General features: G+C 53.0%; 14 protein-coding genes. 11 read left to right on the forward strand and 3 right to left on the reverse strand.

Translation table 11 applies throughout. The features are described 5' to 3' along the window. Positions 1-45 precede the first annotated feature (45 nt). Complete coding sequence (locus tag P8S54_RS09475) at positions 46-564, forward strand: AmiS/UreI family transporter (RefSeq protein ID WP_281441540.1); 519 nt, start codon at positions 46-48, stop codon at positions 562-564. On the opposite strand, the gene P8S54_RS09480 is transcribed toward P8S54_RS09475, so the two are convergent. Beyond that, the gene (locus P8S54_RS09480; protein WP_281441541.1) at positions 554-913 is read right to left on the reverse strand and encodes a hypothetical protein; all 360 of its coding nucleotides are present in this window, start codon (positions 911-913) and stop codon (positions 554-556) included. The two genes, P8S54_RS09475 and P8S54_RS09480, sit on opposite strands and share 11 nt — an antisense overlap. Before the next feature lie 211 nt (positions 914-1,124). Here P8S54_RS09480 and P8S54_RS09485 point away from each other — a divergent pair, with 211 nt between their 5' ends. Together P8S54_RS09485 and P8S54_RS09490 are read left to right on the forward strand one after the other, a co-directional pair. Then, positions 1,125-3,098, forward strand: a complete 1,974-nt coding sequence (locus P8S54_RS09485; RefSeq protein ID WP_281441542.1) for a DUF1510 family protein — start codon at positions 1,125-1,127, stop codon at positions 3,096-3,098. 2 nt (positions 3,099-3,100) lie between these two features. Then, positions 3,101-4,189, forward strand: coding sequence for an ADP-ribosylglycohydrolase family protein (locus tag P8S54_RS09490; protein ID WP_281441543.1), 1,089 nt, complete (start codon positions 3,101-3,103; stop codon positions 4,187-4,189). 16 nt (positions 4,190-4,205) lie between these two features. On the opposite strand, the gene ovoA is transcribed toward P8S54_RS09490, so the two are convergent. Beyond that, entirely contained in the window at positions 4,206-6,353 is a 2,148-nt protein-coding gene (gene ovoA, locus P8S54_RS09495) for a 5-histidylcysteine sulfoxide synthase (protein WP_281441544.1), read from the reverse strand. 315 nt (positions 6,354-6,668) lie between these two features. On the opposite strand from ovoA, the gene P8S54_RS09500 reads away from it, so the two are divergent. Further along, positions 6,669-7,145, forward strand: coding sequence for an NYN domain-containing protein (locus P8S54_RS09500; RefSeq protein ID WP_281441545.1), 477 nt, complete (start codon positions 6,669-6,671; stop codon positions 7,143-7,145). A 360-nt stretch (positions 7,146-7,505) separates the two neighbouring features. Next, positions 7,506-8,753, forward strand: coding sequence for a carboxylate--amine ligase (locus P8S54_RS09505; protein WP_348651282.1), 1,248 nt, complete (start codon positions 7,506-7,508; stop codon positions 8,751-8,753). Between the two features lie 76 nt (positions 8,754-8,829). Here the strand turns inward: P8S54_RS09505 and P8S54_RS09510 are convergent, their stop codons facing one another. Further along, positions 8,830-9,414: a phasin family protein gene (locus P8S54_RS09510; RefSeq protein ID WP_281441547.1), complete on the reverse strand. Its 585-nt coding sequence runs from the start codon at positions 9,412-9,414 to the stop codon at positions 8,830-8,832. A gap of 408 nt (positions 9,415-9,822) precedes the next feature. On the opposite strand from P8S54_RS09510, the gene P8S54_RS09515 reads away from it, so the two are divergent. The 6 genes from P8S54_RS09515 (at position 9,823) to paaX (ending at position 15,580) form a co-directional block, all read left to right on the forward strand. Continuing rightward, positions 9,823-10,725 carry a PHB depolymerase family esterase gene (locus P8S54_RS09515; protein WP_281441548.1) on the forward strand — a complete coding sequence of 301 codons (903 nt, stop codon included), beginning with the start codon at positions 9,823-9,825 and terminating at the stop codon, positions 10,723-10,725. 117 nt (positions 10,726-10,842) lie between these two features. Further along, positions 10,843-12,468, forward strand: coding sequence for a BCCT family transporter (locus tag P8S54_RS09520; protein ID WP_281444087.1), 1,626 nt, complete (start codon positions 10,843-10,845; stop codon positions 12,466-12,468). Positions 12,469-12,565: 97 nt separating this feature from the next. After that, entirely contained in the window at positions 12,566-13,051 is a 486-nt protein-coding gene (locus tag P8S54_RS09525) for a hypothetical protein (RefSeq protein ID WP_281441549.1), read from the forward strand. Between the two features lie 292 nt (positions 13,052-13,343). Further along, on the forward strand, positions 13,344-14,000 hold the full coding sequence (locus P8S54_RS09530) for a hypothetical protein (RefSeq protein ID WP_281441550.1): 657 nt from the start codon (positions 13,344-13,346) through the stop codon (positions 13,998-14,000). Further along, positions 14,001-14,567 carry a GGDEF domain-containing protein gene (locus P8S54_RS09535; protein ID WP_281444088.1) on the forward strand — a complete coding sequence of 189 codons (567 nt, stop codon included), beginning with the start codon at positions 14,001-14,003 and terminating at the stop codon, positions 14,565-14,567. Positions 14,568-14,653: 86 nt separating this feature from the next. Continuing rightward, positions 14,654-15,580: a phenylacetic acid degradation operon negative regulatory protein PaaX gene (gene paaX, locus P8S54_RS09540; protein ID WP_281441551.1), complete on the forward strand. Its 927-nt coding sequence runs from the start codon at positions 14,654-14,656 to the stop codon at positions 15,578-15,580.

Genomic DNA, 15,580 nt, shown 5'->3' on the forward strand with positions numbered 1-15,580 from the left:
CGATCACGTGGCTTCATTAAAACTAAACATCTGGAGCAAGTCAGCATGATCCTGGGTCTTACATTGCTATATGTGGGCGCTGTTTTGTTTATAAATGGTATCTGGCTCCTGGGAAAAATCAGTAACCACGAAGTATCCATCATCAACGTACTGGTTGGGTTGCTCAGCTTTATTATCGCCACGCACTTAATCTTCAAAGACCCCAGCAACACGATTGAGGTTAGCGCAGGGGCTTTTACGCTCTTATTTTCAATCACGTATCTGTGGGTAGGTGCCAACCAGTGGCTAAAATCTGACGGCAGAGGGCTAGGCTGGTTCTGCCTTTTTGTCAGCATTACCGCCGCAGTGATTGGCGTGCACTCCATCTCCAGCTTCGCAACCAGTTTCAAACTGTGGAATACGGTGAACTGGTTTGCATGGTCGCTTTTATGGCTCAGCTTCTTTTATCTGCTGGCACTGGCGAAGCCCATTCAACGTCCTGTCGCGACCTATACCATCTTTTGCGCCATCTTTACTGGCTGGATTCCAGGCGTAATGATTTTACTCGAGGTTATTAGCACGTGAGGCAGTCATCAACGTCTACTCGCGTAAGGATTAGCCGCCGCCCTTCCTTTGGTGAGAAGTGAAACTGGCCTTCTACCTCCACAGCTTCACCTAAATACGGCGCTATTTTCTGGTGAGGGAATATCTCAACGCGATTGAGCGCTTCGTCTTCAATCCAATAATGAAGGGGATCATCAAAGTGCCGCACTACGCCCTGGGTAACAATGTGTTTGTCGTCGAAGGCAGCAGGGTTATTCACCAAGATCGTCAGTGGCGCTTCCACGGGCTCTTGCCCGCGGCACCCGCTCACAAGCGCTGCTATTAGCAGCGCGATTGCCGCAAAGCCTATATATTTTTGGCGTGACCTCATTGCGTTGCTCCCTTTGAGTATCGACTGTTATTTGGCCTCTATGTCGTTTGCCATGGGCAGTGTCGCATGCGTGCATAGCACCCGCCATTCCGAACATTTCTTATACATCCTTTATATACATTGATGCTCGCGGTAATGTATCCATTCAACTTCTGCCTTGGGGTGCCTGATGTTGTCTGTTCATCACTGCGGCTTACTGCGTCGAGTAAGCGTGAGCACTTTGTTATGGCTGTTGGCAACGGGTTTTGCCTGGGGGTCGCCGTCAGAGCACCCTGCTGACCGCACCCTTACCATCCAGTTCGACCCTACTACGCGCTCGCTACAAGGTGAGCTACACCAACCTCTCGCAACAGAACGCAGTTTTCATTTACTGGAAGGCCTCACGATCACCTCGGCAACGCATGGCGATAACGAGCTGGCGGTGACTCAAGAGGCAGATGGGCGCTGGCATCTACCGCTGGATGCCGGTGCAGCAGACAGCACTACGCCTGTGACGCTTCGCTGGGAGGGTACGCTGCCACAGGCCGATAGCGGCAGCCGCCACCAAGTAGCCGCCGAAGGCAGTTTGCTACCCACCCGCGCGGGCTGGTACCCACACCTTAGCGACTCCGCCATGCCCCTATGGTTAACCGTTAGCGTGCCCGACGGGCAGCTCGCCGTTGCCACCGGCTCGCTGGTAGACGAACAGTACGCCGACAGCGCTCCCTATGTGGCACGCTTCTATCACCCCAACACCCGTGAGGTAGAGATTGCGTCCGGCCCCTGGCGGCTTCGCCAGCATGAGAGTGAAGGCGTGCAGCTGCGCACGCTCTTTCCTGAGCCGCTGGATGCCGCCTTTGGCGAGACGTATTTGCAACACGCCGCCGAACAGTTGGCGCTCTTTCAGGCACGCCTGGGGCCGCTGCCCTATACAAGCTTTTCCATCGCCGCGTCTCCCGCGCCTATAGGTCTCGCCTTTCCTGGTTTTACGCTGCTGGGCGAGCGCGTTATCCCCTTGCCCTTTATTCCTCACACTTCGTTGCCCCACGAATTAATGCACGCTTGGTGGGGAGCGGGGGTCAATGTCGACTACCCAAGCGGCAACTGGGCCGAGGCGCTGACCACGTACCTTGCCGATTACGCCTTGGCGGAGCAGCGTGGTGAGGATGACGACATGCGCCGCCGCTGGCTGGCCGACCTAGCCGCCCTCCCCAGCCACCAGGAAACCGCCTTATTGAATTTTCGCGGAGTCCCCGACCCCGCTGGTCGCCTGATCGGCTACCAGCACGGCGCGATGCTCTTCCACATGCTGCGCCAGCGCATTGGTGACGAGGCGTTTGACCTCGCTCTCCGTCATTTTGCCGATCAGTGGATGCACCGTACCGCTGACTGGCAGGCGCTCATTGATGCTTTCAGCATGGCCTCTGGCGAATCACAAGACGCCTTTATCATGCCGTGGATCTCCCAGCCAGGCCGCCCCACGCTGCACATAGCGTCCATAAAAACCCAAGCCCACGAAGACGGCTACCGGATCAGCGGCACGCTGATCCAGAGTGGCCAACACGCGCCTTGGCCGCTGGAGGTCCCGCTACTGGTCACCACCGAAGAGGGGCCCGTTAACGTGCGTCAATCACTGCACGACGCACAGCAAACCTTCGAGCTGCATCTGGCATCTCGCCCCCTATCGCTTGAGGTAGATCCAGGCGCCGACCTGCTGCGCCACCCTGGCCCAACGCCTGCCATTCTGCGCCAGCTGATGCTTGACCCAACCACGCGGGTCCTGACGCTGGACGAAACCCTCTTCCCCTCGGCACAGCAGGTGCTAGGCAGAGACGCCGAAGCGCTTACCACACCGGTTAACCTACAGGATGAAGCACAGCCACCGCTGTTAGTGATTGGCACCACCGAAGCAGTGAGTGACTGGTATCAGCGCAACGCGCTACCCGCGCCACCACAGCCGATAGTGAGCGCAGGTGAAGCACGCTTTTGGATGGCGCCAGGCACACAAATCGGTTTGCTGAGCGGCAACGATGCTGCTGCCATCCGCCAGCTTGCTGCCTCGCTTCGCCATCACGGCCAACAAAGTTATGTAGTCCAAGAACAGGGCGTGCAAGGACAAAGCGCTGAAACCGTACAAACAGGACGTTGGCCAGCCGAAGACTCCCCGCTCAACGTGACGTTCACCGCAAACGATTTCCAAGAGTAGAGATGACGACCATGACCCACACCGTGCCCGCAAGAGCGACCGCCGCGCTTAAAAACCTGTTTATCGGCGATGCACTGGCCATGCCTGTGCACTGGTTCTACAACGTTCACGACATCGACCGCGCGTTCCCGAAGGGGATCAACACCTTCGAAGCGCCGCCAGCATTCCACCCTTCATCAATTATGTCGATGCACTCCACCAGCGGCGGCGGCCGCAAGCGTGCAGGCAACCAACAGCCTGAGGTTGTCGGCGGTGTCATTCTTAAAGGGAAACAGGCCTACTGGAATCGCCCTAACGTGCACTACCACCAGGGCATGCTGCCCGGTGATAACACGCTCAACGCCCACTGCGCGCTAACCCTGATGCACACCCTGGCAGGGCCTGATCAACATTATGAGAGCGATGCCTTTTTGAAGGCTTATATCCAGCTAATGACGGCGGAGCCCCCTGCCCACCCGGACACCTACGCCGAATCCTACCATCGCGGTTTTTTTGCCAATCTGGAAAAGGGGCTGCCGCCCAAACAGTGTGGCGCCGTGACCCACGATACGCCTTCGATTGGTGGCTTAGTGACCATTGCGCCGCTGGCGATGGGCGAGCGTCTGAAAGGAACATCACTCGCGGATACCCGCAAGCTATGCCGTCAGCACCTGGCCCTGACCCACCCGGACGCTTTTCTAGCGGACGTGTGTGACGCCTATGTAGAACTGATCGACAGCCTGCTGTTTAGAGACGATGACGACGCGGTAGAAGACACTCTGCTCAAGGCAACCCGAGGACTATCAAAGCGTGAGCTGAAAAAGCTGGTGGAAAGCCAGTACACCGAACGTGAGGTGGTAGGCAGTGTGTTATCCACCGCCTGTTACATCACCGACGCCTGGCCTGCCGTGCTCTACTTGGCCTGCAAACACCACAAAGCGCCGTTAAAAGCCTTACAGGTCAACGCCGAAGTAGGCGGTGACAACGTTCATCGGGGGGCGGTGTTAGGGGTGTTGCTGGGGTTGATCAACGGCGAGGCGGACGAAGGCTTGTTTGCCCGGTTAACCGAACACGCGTCGATTAACCGGGCCATTGCGGGTCTGGTGGGCTAGAAGCCCATCAGGTGCTTTAGGAGCGCCGCTCCCACAAGGTGACTTCCGAGAGGCTGTGCTGATATTTATGCATGGTCTCGCGGATCACAAAGGGCACCTTCTCAGGCTCGCTGATCATCTGGAAGTGAGGTTCCAACAGCTCTTTTAAACCATCCAGGGTAGTGACATTCTCCCCGTCTCGCTTGAAGCCACCAATCCACTCCTCCTTCGGCGTGTACTCTTCCAGCCAGGTATAGGGCGAGGCGATCATCAAAATACCGCCCGCGTTGATGCGCTCGTGAATGGTCTGCAAAAACTGCGCCGGTTTATAAAGCCGGTCGATCAGGTTGGCCGCCAGCACTAGGTCGTAATGGCTAAACTGTGGTTTGAGGTTGCAGGCATCGCCCTGGTGGAAGCTAACCCGGCTCGCCGCCTCTTCCAGCCCCAGGCTCGCCAAGGTGCGCTCCTGATAGGTAACCAGCTCGCCCTCTTCAACCCGGGTATAGCGCAGCACTTTCTGCTCGGCCATTTCCACGCCTTGGCGAATAAAGTTGGCCGAAAAATCCACCCCGTCAACATGCTCAAACTCACGGGCCAGCTCAAAGCTGGAACGCCCGCTGGCACAGCCCAGATCCAGGGCACGCTTCTTCTGATTGCCCGCTACGCTCGCCAGTGCCCGGTTGGCTAATGCCTGCGAGAAGTTGGCAACGCCAAACCACTCATCGCCGTAATGGAACTCCGCGTACTCGGCCATGCGGGCATCGCTTTCGTAATAGGCACTGGGCATTTTGACTTCAGCATCCGACACCACATAGCGGAAGCCCGCATGCTGGAAGAAGTGACGGCGAAACGCATAGCGGGCGCTGAGCCGCGTTTCGTTACCACAGGAGATCCAGGAGCCGCCCTTGATCAGGTTATGCTGGTTATCAAACGTCGGCGTGGTGAAATCATCGTACAGCGGATGCACGTCAAAGCCTGGGAAGGGGTAGGTGGGCGTTTCCACCCACTGCCAAACGTTGCCCACCACATCAAACCACTGGCCGTGCTGGAAGCGGGTAACCGGGCACGAAGACGCGCCGTGATCCAAATGCAAATTCGCATTGGCGGGAGCGCCGCTCTCAAGCTCGGTGACGCCCGCTTCCTCCGCCAAACGATGCCACTCATCCTCTGTCGGCATACGCACCGGTTGGCCGGTTTGTTCGCTTTTCCAATTACAGAACGCTTTGGCCTCGTGGAAGTTGACCTCCACCGGCCAGTCCCAAGGCATTTCGACCTCTTCGGTCATCAAGCGCAAAAACCACTCGTTTTTCCACACCCAAAACGTCGGGTGCGTTGCCTTGGCAAAGTTGCGCCAGCCCAACCCTTCTTCCGACCAGAACGTATCGGTGAGGTAGCCACCGGCTTCAACAAACTCAAGAAACTCACTGTTGCTGACCAGAAACTGGCTCGCCTTGAACTCTTCAACGTCGCTGTGGTGGTGGCCGTACTCGTTGTCCCAGCCGTAGAAAGGATCATCGAAGGATTTACCTAACGTCACCTCCCCCTTCGGTACCGTGATTAGGCTATTTTCCGGCGGCTCACCGGTCGTACGGATAGGCGCCCACTCAGGCTGCGGTGTCACTAGCTCAAGCAGCTGCTGACGAATCAACACCGACGAAGTTTCCAAATGAATCCGCTCGTGCTCGATACCCATGACGATGGGCCAGAACGGGCTTTGCCAATCGACGGGTAGCGACAGCGGTAACTCGCGGATCAAGGTGAGTACCGCCGCACGAACCTTGGCGCGATACGCCATCACCTCACTGACCGACGGCCACTCATAGTGATCATCATTCAGGTCGTCCCAGCTCATCTCATCGACGCCAACCGCGAAAATAGACTCCATATTCGGGTCGATACGCGCCGGCAGAAGTTTCGCCAGCACCAGCTTGTTGATGAAAAACGTCGCCGTATGCCCAATATAGAAAATTAGCGGATGCCTAAGCGGGATGGACTTCCGAACGTACGCCTCCTCATTCACCAGCGTGGTAAAAAGCGACTCGTAGCGGTCAAACGTCGCGGTAAAACAGGCTTCAATCTCTCGGCGTGTGGCTTCAGGGTCTTTACCCGCAAGCATCACAGAGCGGGGGAAGAGAGCAGACGATGCCGATTCCTGTAGCCCAGCGGGGGAATTAGTGGAAGTCATAGTTGTTGGCGCCTTTTAGCTTGAACGACGAGGGTTCGCATACGCATAGGTAAACATATAAAAGCATTAAAAACCAAAAACTAGTACAAAATCTACCATTAGTTGTACAAATATGAATATGCGGAAATTTGCATTTAACCGACAAACCTCGTTGGTCAACAATTTTTTTCAAAAAAAAGCACAGACTTGCTAGGTTTTCATAGCAGAATCTTGTAGTAGGGAGATTAACAGGTAAAGGAGTAGACTAATCATTATCCAGGCGAACGTTTAGCCCTAATGTATAATTACCTTAATATCTTTAAAAAAGGCTAGCTGATGATAAAAGTTGCTATATTTGTTGATATTCAAAATGTTTATTACACCGTCCGAGAAGCGTACGGCAAAAACTTTGATTACAACATGTTTTGGGCCAAGGCCACCGCTAATAGAAGCGTTGTAAACGCTTTTTGCTATGCCATTGATAGAGGTGATCAAAAACAGCGGGAGTTTCAAAACATACTCAGAGCGATCGGCTTTAATGTAAAACTGAAGCCTTTTATACAGCGCTCAGACGGTTCCGCCAAAGGGGATTGGGATGTAGGCATTGCGCTAGACGCCATGGAGTACGCCGAACAGGCCGATGTTATTGTGCTGGTATCAGGCGACGGTGACTTTGACCTTTTAGTCAACAAAATTCGTACCAAATATGGTAAGAGAGTCGAGGTGTATGGCGTTCCTCAGTTTACCGCTGCCACACTAACGCATGAGGCCAGTCAGTTTATCGCCATAGATAAAACATTTTTATTACATTAAATAAATAAACAATGTATTAGCTGTATTAGCTGTAAAACATAGGCCGATTTTTTGCCGCAACAACCGTGCCAACTTTTCACAGGGCTTTACCGTTTAATTGCCAACTGTAACGCGCTCGTCTATGTTAGTACTATAACGAGGTTGGTACTGAGAAATGCCTGATTACATCCTGCCCAGCACTGGCTTTCTCGATCATCTCTAAGTCTCTTTTTCGAAACAATACTGACTGCGGCTTAGTTCACCTGATGCGCCCAATGTTGGTGCAGTCAGTCTGGGTTAACCAGCATAGGAGAACACCGAATGTCGATAACATCAGAAAAGCAATTACCCGAAGCCGTCGCGGCATGGCGCGACCCTGAAATGGACTCGGTGAAAGGCACCGAAACCCCTAAGGACCCCAACAAAGGCTATATTGCCCTGCTTGGTTGGAGTGTTAATGCCATCAAAGCTGCGCAAAAATTTGATCGCCGCTATGTGGTGGTTGCCCCTGAATGGGCTGAGGATTTCTGTACCGCCAACAACATACCCTTTATCTCTTGGGATTTTATCCGATTGAATGATCGGTCAATAGAGATTGCTGAACGGTTAAAAGCCGAGGGTGTTGACGTAGCCATCCCGCTATTTGAAGAAACCGTGGAGTGGTCCGGTGCCATCAACTCTGTCCTCATGGATAGTCCTCGCATGTACGGGCAGTCTATTCTGTTCCGCGATAAGGCGTTGATGAAGCGCCGTGCCCAGCTTGGCGGCATTCGCGTTGGGATCTTTGAAGAAGCGCACGAGAAAGAAGATATCGTCCGTTTTATGAAGCGCGTCAACCAGACTCTGCTCAAGCTAGACGGTGATCCAGACGACCCGATTCACGTCAAAGCCTTCGATAAAGCTGGTTGCCTTGGCCACCGAATGATCCGCACGCTGGAAGAAATCGACAACATTCCGGACGAAGAGTATCCGCTGTTGATGGAAAGCCATCTAAGCGGCTGGGAATTTGCCGTTGAAGCCTGGATACACGATGGCAAAATCCAGTTCCTGAACATTTCGGAATACGTAACGTTGGGCTATTCAGTATTCGTACCTGCTACTGCGGAACTCGAAAGCTGGCGTAACGCAATTACCAAGCAGATCGAGCTACTGATCAAGACATTCGACATTCAGTTTGGCCTGATTCACCCCGAGTACTTCGTGACCGCTGACGGTGAGATGTACTTTGGCGAGGTCGCCTACCGCCCACCCGGTTTCAAAGCCTTCGAACTGATTGAGAAAGCCTACGGTTTCAACGCTTACCAGGCATCCATGCTGGTATTCGACCCGAAAAGTACCAAAGAAGAAGTCGCTGCCTTCTTCCCCAAAGAAGTGGTGGATGCGAAGGGCTACGCCGGTTGCTTTGGTGTGTACCCACGCCGTCGCGTCGTCAGCCAACTGGTAATGCCCCCAGAGTGTGTAGATCACCCCTATTTCGAGTCGCACGAACTGGTCGCACCCACCGAGGAGACGGTGCCTGACCGCTCAGCCTTCGGCACACATTGGGGCTTAGTCTTCTTTTTTGGCGACGATCCCATCGTCATGCGGGATCTGCTCAAAGCCCAAGAGGACTTGGACTTCTACATCTAGCGGTTTGTTAAAACCGTATACTGTCTTATGGGCGCAGCTATCAGCTGCGCCCTTTAAGCTATCTGTTATAGAAGCTTCAGTGGCCTTGCTTGTTAGGCGTACTGTTCGATTTATGACTTTTATCCGCTTGATGCTGCCCTTTGTGCTGATTACCTTCTGATGGGGGCGTGCTTTTCTGCTTATCATTGTGGTGCTGTGCGTTATCTTGAGCCTGCTCTTTGCCCTGCTGCATGCTGTTCTTAACCTGCTCTTTACCCTGCTGCACATTTTCTTCGAGCTGCTTACGGCCTTGCTGCATGCTTTCCATCGCCAGCTGTTGGCTTTCTTTCAGATACTCCTCACTCAATGTGCTGATTTTCTGGGCATCTTCCTTTAAACGTTCGCCCATATCGCGAATCGTTTGCTGCTGCTCTTTCATCGCCTTCTGAAAACTTTCAGAGTCTTTAACATCAAGCCAGGAACGGGATTGAGCCAAATTCTTATCGGCTAAAGCACGAACAGCCTCGAACTGAGTTGAAAACAGCTTTTCATAATAATCAGTGATCAATGCCCCATAAGCACGAGCCGGCTCGATGGCCGATTCATCAAACTGCTCCTTGGCACGGTTGGTGGCTTGTTCAGCAGCGTGATCATTAGCATTCGTCGTCTTTTCAGCGCTCATCTAACACCTCCATGTTTTATAACAAAATAAATCATAAAACCGCTAATAAATGACCACTGGTTAGCATAAAACCTAGCCCCACAGTTATCAGCGATGATCAATAGCAAGTTGCGCTACATTAATGGGCAGAATACTTCATTTTCGTAACGTCACTTCTAAATTATCTCTTCAAGCGTAGGCCGTAAGACGCCATCCTTCCGTGCGGCAGCACACCTATACGGTTGCTCGACCCTAGCGCCATGTGATGCGTTATTTACGCTAAGTCACTTTATAAAAACAATGTTTCTTGCAGCCGATAAAAGTACGTAACTTGCACGCCTGAACATTCCACACCGTTACGTTCGCAAGCGCACAGTACATGCGTGCATTAAGGGGCATTCTAAGGTTTTGCATGGCAAAGGAGGCCATATGGCGTCATCTTCAAATAGCCACGACCGACTAACCCACTTAAAAGAATTCGGCACTGACCCCGGGTCGTTGCACGCGGATATCTATATCCCCAAGAACTTTTCCAAGAACGGGCCGCTCGTTGTCGTGCTACACGGCAGTACCCAGTCGGCGGAAGGCTATGACCGCGGTTCAGGCTGGTCGGAACTTGCCGACGAATGCGGGATAGCGCTCCTATATCCCGGGCAAAGAAAAACCAATAACCCCCTTAGTAGCTTCAACTGGTTCAAGTCTGGCGACACCCGCCGTGGCAGCGGCGAACCACTCTCTATCTTTCATATGATTGAGCAGGTCGTTGAGGATCACGCCATCGACCCGTTGCGCGTCTTTATCACGGGGATGTCCTCAGGAGGCGCCATGGCATCTGTCATGCTGGCAACCTACCCAGAGGTGTTTGCGGGAGGCGCGATCATCGCCGGGTTACCCTACCGAAGCGCGGACAACCTGATGGAAGCGATGGTGCGCATGAAGGGGGTTGGTGGTCCGTCAGACAGTAGGCTCAACTCCCTTGTGCGCGGCGCCTCGACCTTCGAAGGCCCCTGGCCAACGATTTCGGTTTGGCATGGCGGCAGTGATTCAACTGTCGACAACGCTAATGCCGACGCCATCGTCCGGCAGTGGCAGGCTATTCACCAGGTTGAAGGCCCACCGACACGGGTCGAAGACGTTGTCGGCTTCCCTCGGCAGGTCTGGTGCAACGAGGCGGGGCAGGAGGTTATCGAAGAGTACATCATCGGAGGTATGGGTCACGGCACGCCTATCATGGCCCGTGGCGAGAAGGGGCTTGGGGAAGAAGACAAGTACATGCTGGAAGTCGGCATTTCCTCAACCCGTCACATAGCATATTTCTGGGGACTTACTTGATTTGTGGGGGCTTACTTAACAGAGGAGGTGTGCTGGATAACCATTAAAGTTTGCTAACAACTTGGCGTGATAGGCAAATAGCTCCTACGTTGTTGAAAAGACAACGGAGAAAAAATGATGGAAGCTCTTGCGAGAAAGCTGGGCCTCAAGACTGATCCCACCATTTTTTTCACGTCTGCGGGGATCATGATCCTTTTTTTAGTGGCGCTTCTCATTGCACCTGAACCCATAGGGGCAGCCTTTGGCGCGGGGCGCCAGTGGATCGTTACTAACCTTGGCTGGTTCTTTATTTTAGGGGTGACGAGTTGGGTGGCGTTCCTGCTATGGGTCGCGCTCAGCCGTTTCGGGGCAATCCGGCTGGGAGGGAACGATGCCAAGCCGGCCTATAGCAATATCTCCTGGTTTACCATGCTATTCGCTGGCGGTATCGGCACGGTGTTGATGTTCTGGGGCGTGGCCGAGCCTATTTCTCACTTTACAACCCCCCCAAGACCGGGTGTCGAGCCCTTCTCTGTGGCAGCCGCCGACGACGCTATGAGCTTTTCGATCTATCATCTGGGGCTACATACCTGGGCGATCTTCGCTATGCCGGGGCTGGCTTTTGCGTACTTTATTTATCGTTACAACCTCCCCATGCGTTTTAGCTCAGTATTCTATCCACTGATCGGCGAACGCATTTACGGCCCTGTCGGCAAAACCCTCGATATCTTTGCCATTCTCGGTACTCTCTTTGGTGTGGCGGTTTCTATTGGCCTGGGCACCCAGCAAATCAATGCGGGGCTAACGGAACTGTTTGGTGTTCCGGACGCCGTGATGACAAAGGTAATTATCATCGCGGTACTAACAGCCGTTGCCGTGGGGTCGATCGTCGCGGGGCTGGATGCAGGCGTTAAACGGCTTTCCAATATCAATATCGGGATGGCCGTCGGCCTGTTGGTGTTTGTGCTGTTCACCGGATCAACCGTTTTCCTGTTGCGTGCCATCGTCGAGACCTTTGGCCTTTACATCACCAACCTGCTACCCATGGCGTTTTGGAATGATACGTTAGCAAGCTATACCAGCAACGACGGCAGCGGCTGGGGGTGGCAAGGCAGCTGGACAGTGTTTTATTGGGCCTGGACAGTCACTTGGTCACCCTTCATCGGGATTTTTGTGGCGCGCATTTCCCGCGGGCGAACCATCCGAGAGTTTGTCCTGGGCGTGTTATTCGCTCCCTCCATCTTTACGCTGGTTTGGTTTGCGATCTTTGGCTGGTCGGCAATGGAGATCGATGGAATAGGCGCAGAGGCTAGGGCAGCTATGGGAGATCAGGCCGGTGCATTATCCGCTGCCGTGGGCGAAAGTATCCCGCTCGCTATGTTCGCATTTTTCGAGAACTTCCCCGCTGCTACCTTAATCCAGGGCTTAGCAGTGGTTATCGTTGCCATCTTTTTTGCCACGTCATCAGACTCTGCCTCTCTGGTCGTCGATATGCTGTGTACAGGCAGCGCGGATCCTGGCCCCTGGCACCAACGAGTATTCTGGGGTGTTTCTGAAGGCATGCTGGCGGCTATGCTTATCGTTCTTGCCGGCGATGCCGGGCTTAGTGCATTGCAGGAAGTGATTACCGTGGTTGGTCTACCGATGTTTATTCTGGTGTTTGCCATGATGTTTTCATTGTTCCGCGGCCTAGCTCATGAGGATCTCAGCGAAGTACGCGTTGGCAGCCCACCCAAGCGGGAGGCGCTAAGGCCAGATGAGTAGATAGCGCTTGTGACTCTCTCAAGAACACGACACGTAGGCGAGATGGGTCACGTTGCGTGTCGTTAAAAAAATAAAGGGACAATAAAGGGAAATAGGAATGTTCAAAAAAACTAACCCAGTCGCTATTTCGATCGCTACTTCTTTTTCTATGCTGTTTTCTTTCTCTGCTTTGGCGGGTGAAGTGTATAGCGAAACAGCCACAGGCATGATCGAAGTAGCTGTTCAAGCCATTTGCGATGGCGATAAAGAAAAACATCTTTCAATGCACCAACGTAAAATTGAACCAGATCCATATTATGATGAAAAGTTTTCTGCCTTCCATGAGGCATGTAAAGATAAAGGTATAGAAAATATTGAAATACAATCAGATCTTGATGATGCACTAATGCAAGAGCAAAAACGTAGGTATCACATTAACGCGGACGTTATTATGGGAGATGGGTCTATATATACAAACACGTTTAGGGTGATTTGGGCTTCAGTCCAAGCATCAGAGGGCCACTATCCCGTTGGGGCGTGGAGATTCGCTGGCATTAGTAGAGTAGAAGTTCCCATCCTTCGGGAAGACCCGTTAGGCAATTAAGCCAGCCTTAAGCTTAGTGAATGCTAATTTAAAATTGTCTTCTTAAACCGCCACTGCTCCTTATCACGCATCCAGCGGGGGAGCGGTGTTGCCTCACGCTAACGATGCTTTTAAATGTTGGAAAGCGAGCTGCCAAAATGCTGTCATTACGCTGTGAAAACAGGTTAATTTAAACAACTGAAAAAATAACCATAGGCGGTTTTCCAGGAGGCGCTTCGCTGCTCAAGTCCCGAAAAATTCGCCTTTTATAAGGGGAGTGTGGGCCTTGGGATCACGAAAGACGCCAGATCAAGTGCATTGGCTGACGGGGCAGTTTTGCGAACATAGTAAAGAGTTAATATATCGAAAAACCATCACATCGAGGGTGCAGTTTGACAGCTGCCTTTCGTTGGTTATTTCTGCCTCAATCTTTGGCATGTTTTCGATATCCGACTATGGTCTCCTTGGCCTTACCAACGAATATTATCTGTTGCTCACTATGCGCGTCGTAGTAGTGGTCCTGTGCCTTTTCCTCGCTCTTATCATTCGCCGTTGGGGCGGCTATGCAAATAGGACTTGGCTACACGTTTTGCCACTATGGATACTGGCGACAGGCATCATTTTAATCGTTCCCTTACGCCCCGATAGCCTTTCTACTCAGACCACCGCAGTGGTGGTGGCCACCATGGCTTTTTACCTCCTGATACCCAACTTGCTGACAGTGGTAACCATTGCAAGCCTCTATTTAAGTGTGGGCTTTATCATCTCAGCAGTATTGTTTGCAGATATCACTCCGGTGGTCACGCTCCGTATTGCACTGTTGCTGATTATGGCCAATGCGGTGGGCTTCTTTGCCTTATTGCGTTTAGAAAGCCTACAGCGCAAGCAATTTTCGTTGCTTCACGAAGAGCGTCATCAGAACTGCACGCTGCTCAAGGAAATAGCCCACCGAAAATCTCTAGAAACATAGCTGCGCACACTCGCTGAGCGGGACGCTTTAACAGGACTGAATAATCGTGGTCATTTCATGAAGCTAGCTGCCGCATTGTTACAGCGCGCACAGCATGAAAAGCTGCCGTTCAGTCTTTTCATGATCGATGTAGATCACTTCAAAAGGATTAACGATACCTGGGGCCACAGCCATGGGGATTGGGTGCTGACTAAAATTGCAGAGGCGTGCGTACAGACTCTACGTCCTACGGATGTGATAGGGCGTTTTGGGGGTGAAGAGTTCGTGGTGGCCTTACCCAACACCAGCGCCGAAGAGGCTCACGACGTGGCGGAGCGTTTAAAAAAACAAGTCGCCGAGCTGCCGTTAAAGGAGGGCATGAGCGAGCTGCGCTTAAGTATCACCACCGGTATCGCGGTAGCGCACAACGAAGGAATCTCTCTTGAGTCGCTAATCAATCAGGCAGATCAAATGCTATACGTCGGCAAACGCGACGGCCGAGACCGAATAGTGATGTGTCGCACGGAGGAGGAGCAAGCCCCCGCGAACAACCAAGGGGCGCAAGCAACGACTCAGGCCAAACCCTAAAAAAACGTGATACGATAATCGCTTATATTATTTAGATTTTATGTCGTTTTGCGGCCACTTTATTTTAAAGGGAATCAACATCCACCATGTCGTCAGCTAAAGACTGCGTCGCTACGCTTATTGATGATTTCCAGAAGCGTCGGCCAATTCGCGCTGGTTCACTGATTATTACCGTCTATGGTGACTCTATCGTTCCGCGGGGCGGTACTGTGTGGTTGGGCAGTCTGTCGAAACTGGTGGAGTCCATCGGGATCAATGAGCGGTTGGTGCGCACCTCCGTTTACCGGCTGACCACTGAAACTTGGCTACGGGGCGAGAAGGTGGGCCGTCGCAGCTATTACCGATTGAGTGGCCCTGGGCGGCGGCGTTTTGAACAAGCTTTCAAGCGCGTCTATCACGGCGCCCAGCCGCCCTGGTCGGGCCAGTGGACATTGGTGCTGCTGACACAGCTTCCCCCAGACCGACGCCAACAAATTCGTGATGAGCTTGAATGGCTCGGCTTTGGTAGTTTTGCTCAGGGCGTGCTGGCTCACCCTACGTTGTCATGCGCAGAGACCATGGTAACTTTGCAAGAGTTGGATGCGGTAGACGACACGATCGTGATGCAAACCCAGACCATGGAGCCCATGACCAGCAAGCCACTGCGCCTGCAGGTCAGAGATAGCTGGAACCTCGATGAACTCGCCGAACTTTACCAGCGTTTTCTCGTTAAGTTTCGCCCACTCTGGAATGCACTCAGCGCAGAGAACCATTTAGGGCAGGAAGAGTGCTTCATTGCTCGTACCTTGCTGATTCACGAGTATCGCAAGGTTCAATTACGTGACCCCCTTCTGCCCGACGAACTACTCCCCACGGCATGGGAAGGTCGCTACGCCCATCAGCTCTGCCGCAACCTCTATCGCTTGCTCTACGAACGCGCAGAACGCTGGCTAGACCGACATCTGGAAACCGCCGAGGGCCCATTACCAGCCCCCGGCCCCAGCTTCTACCAGCGCTTCGGCGGGCTGGAATAG

This window comes from Halomonas sp. M1 (genome assembly GCF_029581375.1).
Classification (GTDB): Bacteria; Pseudomonadota; Gammaproteobacteria; order Pseudomonadales; family Halomonadaceae; genus Vreelandella.

Coding starts and splice junctions, on each gene's coding strand:
- paaX (WP_281441551.1), top strand. CDS start 14,654: ATGTCGTCAGCTAAAGACTGCGTCGCTACGCTTATTGATGATTTCCAG.
- P8S54_RS09505 (WP_348651282.1), top strand. CDS start 7,506: ATGGACTCGGTGAAAGGCACCGAAACCCCTAAGGACCCCAACAAAGGC.
- P8S54_RS09515 (WP_281441548.1), top strand. CDS start 9,823: ATGGCGTCATCTTCAAATAGCCACGACCGACTAACCCACTTAAAAGAA.
- P8S54_RS09525 (WP_281441549.1), top strand. CDS start 12,566: ATGTTCAAAAAAACTAACCCAGTCGCTATTTCGATCGCTACTTCTTTT.
- P8S54_RS09500 (WP_281441545.1), top strand. CDS start 6,669: ATGATAAAAGTTGCTATATTTGTTGATATTCAAAATGTTTATTACACC.
- P8S54_RS09480 (WP_281441541.1), bottom strand. CDS start 913: ATGAGGTCACGCCAAAAATATATAGGCTTTGCGGCAATCGCGCTGCTA.
- ovoA (WP_281441544.1), bottom strand. CDS start 6,353: ATGACTTCCACTAATTCCCCCGCTGGGCTACAGGAATCGGCATCGTCT.
- P8S54_RS09475 (WP_281441540.1), top strand. CDS start 46: ATGATCCTGGGTCTTACATTGCTATATGTGGGCGCTGTTTTGTTTATA.
- P8S54_RS09520 (WP_281444087.1), top strand. CDS start 10,843: ATGGAAGCTCTTGCGAGAAAGCTGGGCCTCAAGACTGATCCCACCATT.
- P8S54_RS09490 (WP_281441543.1), top strand. CDS start 3,101: ATGACGACCATGACCCACACCGTGCCCGCAAGAGCGACCGCCGCGCTT.
- P8S54_RS09510 (WP_281441547.1), bottom strand. CDS start 9,414: ATGAGCGCTGAAAAGACGACGAATGCTAATGATCACGCTGCTGAACAA.